The following is a 3,870-nucleotide window of genomic DNA, read 5'->3' as shown; positions in this document are numbered from 1 at the left end:
CTCGAGCACCGTGCCCGACAGGAACGCCACCCGCAACGCCGACATGGTGGTGCGGCGGTGCGCCTCCCCGAGCTTGCGGATCCGACCCGACGGCCCCTTTTCCCTCCCCAGGGCGCGCAGTGTGGGCAGTCCGGCCAGGAGGTCGAGCAGCTGCGACGACAAGGTGGTCGTGGCCGCGAGTGTGCGTTCGGCCTTCCCCTTCGTCAGGTACCCGATCAGGATCATGAAGAGCGGGATCAGCGGCAGTGTCACCACGACGATGAGTGCCGACGCCACGTCGTGCAGGAAGATGACGACGATGACGACCGGTGTGAGGACCACCGCCGACAGCAGCGCGGGAACGTAGCCGGTGAGGTACTCGCGGAGTCCGTCGAGCCCCCGTGTGAGGACGACGACGATCTCCGTACGCCGTGGGTACAGCTGCTGAGGCGGAAAGCCCGTCGCCGCGTCCAGCACCTCCGACTCGAGGTCCGCGACGACCCGTGTCGCGGTCCGGTGGGCGTACCGCGAATGGAGCCAGCTCGCCGCCACCCGCACGGCGATCGCCGCGCCCAGCACCGTCAGCTCGGGGCCCCAGTCCTGCACGGACCGCGCGTCGGTGGTGATCGCGCCCGCGAGGATGCGGCCGATGGCCAGGGCGACGACCACCACCATCACCACGTCGAGCACCGCGGTGGCCACGGTCCACACCAGGTAGCCGCGGGCCGCCCGGGAATAGCGCCACAGGCGGGGGTCGATGGGCGCGTGACGGCCGTCGTTGCGGTCGGCGGACACCGTGGTCCCGGGCGCGTCGGCGGGGGCGGCGACAGTGCTCGTTGTCATACCGACACGGGCTCGGGATGGCTCTCCACGGAGATACGTTTACGGAACACCCAGTACGTCCAGCCCTGGTAGATCACCACCAGCGGGGTGAGGAACGCGGCCGCCCAGGTCATGATCGTGAGCGTGTAGTGGCCGGACGAGGCGTTCTCGATCGTCAGCGACCACGCGGGATCGAGCGTCGAGGGCATCACGTCGGGGAACAGCGAGCCGAACAGCAGCACGACGGTCGCGGCGATCGCCACGGTGCTGAACAGGAACGCCCACCCCTCGCGGGCCACGAAGGTCGCGGCCACCACGATGACCAGTGCCACCGCCGCCACCGCCAGGACGATCCACGTCCACCCGGCTCCGTACGCGAGCTGGGTCCACAGTCCGAATGCGCCGGCCACCACGAGCGCCGGGATCGACAGCCGTCGCGCCAGTGCGACCGCATCCGTCCGGAGCTGCCCGTCGGTCTTGAGCGCGAGGAACACCGCGCCGTGCAGAGCGAAGACGATCGCGGTGGTCGCGCCGCCGAGCAGGGCGTAGGGGTTGAGCAGGTTGAAGAACCCGCCGACATACTGCTTGTCGGCGTCGATCGGCACGCCGCGCACGATGTTGGCGAACGCCACACCCCACAGCACCGCGGGCACCCACGAACCGAAGATGATCCCGATGTCACAGCGCCGGCGCCACGTCGGGTCGTCGACCTTGCCCCGCCACTCGATCGCGCAGACCCGCACGATCAGGGCCAGCAGGATGAGCAACAGCGGCATGTAGAACCCGGAGAACAGGGTGGCGTACCAGTCCGGGAAGGCGGCGAAGAGCGCGCCGCCGGCGGTGATGAGCCAGACCTCGTTGCCGTCCCAGACCGGCCCGATGGTCTTCATCACCGCGCTGCGGCGCTCCGGCCCGTGCTTCCCGCGGCCCAGGACCGGCAGATGCATACCCACACCGAAATCGAAACCCTCGAGGACGAAGTAGCCGGTGAACAGCACCGCGACGAGGATGAACCAGACTTCCTGAAGTCCCATGACTTATCCCCTAGTAGGCGAAGTTGAGCGAGTCGGGCTGTTCGTCGTCGGAGCCATCGAGCCCCGGGACCTGTGAGTCCCCTGGTAATGGTCCGGCCATCGCGTGTTTACGCATCAACCAGAACCACACCACGGCCAGGACCGCGTACAGCAGGGTGAAGCTGACCAGCGAGGTGACGACCGTCGCAGCCGAATGGTTGGACACACCCTGGTCCACCGTCAGGCGGATCATGTCGACACCGGTCGGGTTCGGGTGCACCACCCAGGGTTGGCGGCCCATCTCAGTGAAGATCCAGCCCGCGCTGTTGGCCAGGAACGGGGTGGGGATCGCGATGAGCGCCAGCCAGCCGAACCACTTCTGGTCGGGGACCCGGCCCCGCCTCGTGAGCCACAGCCCCGCCAGGGCGAGAGCCGCGGAGCCGGCGGCGAACCCGATCATGGCGCGGAACGACCAGTAGGTGACGAACAGGTTCGGCTTGTAGTTTCCGGGACCGAACTGCTCCTCGTACTGCCCCTGCAGGTTCTCGACGCCCTGCAGGGTCACGCCCTCGAACTTGCCCTCGGCGAGAAAGGGCAGGACGAACGGGACTTCGATGAGATGGATGACGCTCTCGCAGTTGTTGTGAGTCCCGATCGTCAGGATGGAGAAGTCCGGATCCGTCTCGGTCTGGCACAGCGATTCGGCCGAGGCCATCTTCATGGGCTGCTGGTGGAACATGAGCTTGCCCTGGGCGTCGCCGGTGTAGGCGACGGCCAGACCAGCGATCACCATGGCGAGCAGGCCGAGGCGGGTCGCCGGGCGGAACACTCTCCGGGCCTGGTCCTCGAGGGCGGCCGCCTCGTCCAGCGCCGCGTCATCTCCCGGCGCCGAATCGTCGTCCGACACAGCGTGGCTCCCCGACCCCGCCCCGGCCCGGGACGCGGTAGGCGCCGAGGCCCGCAGCGCCGCGGCGCGGCGCATACTGCGCACCATCCACCAGCCGGCAATCCCGGTGACGAAGGTCGCGGCGGTGAGGAACCCACCGGTGATCACGTGGGGGAAGCCCCACAGGAGGGTGGGGTTGGTGAACAGCGCCCCGATGTCTTCCAGGCGCGCTCGCCCGGATTCGGCGTCATAGACGGCGCCGACGGGGTGCTGCATGAACGAGTTCGCCGCGATGATGAAGAAGCCGGAGACGTTCACCGCGATCGCGACCAGCCAGATGCAGGCGAGGTGCAGGAGTTTCGGCAGCCTGGTCCAGCCGAAGATCCACAGTCCGAGGAAGGTGGATTCGAGGAAGAACGCGACCAGCCCCTCGAGCGCCAGGGGCGCGCCGAAGACGTCCCCGACGAACCTGGAGTACTCGCTCCAGTTCATGCCGAACTGGAATTCCTGTACGAGGCCGGTGGCCACGCCGATCGCGAAGTTGATGAGGAACAGTTTGCCGAAGAACCGGGTCAGCTGCAGCCAGTGTTCCTTCCCGGTCGCCACCCACATCGTCTGCATGATCGCCACCAGTGGCGCGAGGCCGAGGGTGAGCGGAACGAAGATGAAGTGGTAAACGGTGGTGATCCCGAACTGCCATCGGGCCAGATCAAGAGCTTCCATGATTCCCCTGTCCAGTAGCCATCACGCTCAGCTGTGCATTAAGGATCACTTCTACTCGAACCGGGATGCCGATAGCATCGATTCGGGAAAAGGGGGCTGACCACCGCGGCGGTGCCACCCCCGCGGTCAGACGAAGCGGCGGCTGATCTTCTCAGGAAGTGCTGTCAGCAACGGCCCGAGCGCCCTCCAGGGTTTCGCCGGCACGAGCGCGCGGACGGGTTCGGCGTCGATGGTCTTGACCAGAGCGTCCACCCCCTCGTCGAACTCGGTCATGAGTGCGGTCTTGACCGAACGGTTGATGTCGGTACGGATGTACCCGGGCAGGATGTCGGACACCGTGATGTCGCTTCCGGCGCTGTCGAGCTCGGCGTACAGCCCCTGCGCGAGCGACGACACGAAGGCCTTGGACGCCCCGTAGGTGTTCTGCGCCTTGGGCATCCCCCGGAG

The 3,870-nt window shown here is 67.4% G+C and carries 4 protein-coding genes; all 4 read right to left on the bottom strand.

All coding sequences use genetic code 11. The features are described 5' to 3' along the window. Window positions 1-822 (bottom strand): ABC transporter transmembrane domain-containing protein (locus tag ACWIE7_RS18475; protein ID WP_454070228.1); only part of this gene is annotated, 822 nt, incomplete at its 3' end. Then, window positions 819-1,835 (bottom strand): cytochrome d ubiquinol oxidase subunit II, encoded by a 1,017-nt coding sequence (gene cydB, locus ACWIE7_RS18470; protein WP_454058379.1) that lies wholly within the window; start codon window positions 1,833-1,835, stop codon window positions 819-821. The genes cydB and ACWIE7_RS18475, both read right to left, overlap by 4 nt. A 10-nt stretch (window positions 1,836-1,845) precedes the next feature. Continuing rightward, entirely contained in the window at window positions 1,846-3,423 is a 1,578-nt protein-coding gene (locus ACWIE7_RS18465) for a cytochrome ubiquinol oxidase subunit I (RefSeq protein WP_454070227.1), read from the bottom strand. A 126-nt stretch (window positions 3,424-3,549) separates the two neighbouring features. Next, on the bottom strand, window positions 3,550-3,870 hold a 321-nt coding region (locus ACWIE7_RS18460), incomplete at its 5' end, for an SDR family NAD(P)-dependent oxidoreductase (protein ID WP_454070226.1).

It is taken from the genome of Dietzia sp. NPDC055343 (assembly GCF_053645265.1).
This window is presented reverse-complemented; position numbering and strand designations above follow the sequence as displayed.

Coding starts and splice junctions, on each gene's coding strand:
- cydB (WP_454058379.1), bottom strand. CDS start 1,835: ATGGGACTTCAGGAAGTCTGGTTCATCCTCGTCGCGGTGCTGTTCACC.
- ACWIE7_RS18465 (WP_454070227.1), bottom strand. CDS start 3,423: ATGGAAGCTCTTGATCTGGCCCGATGGCAGTTCGGGATCACCACCGTT.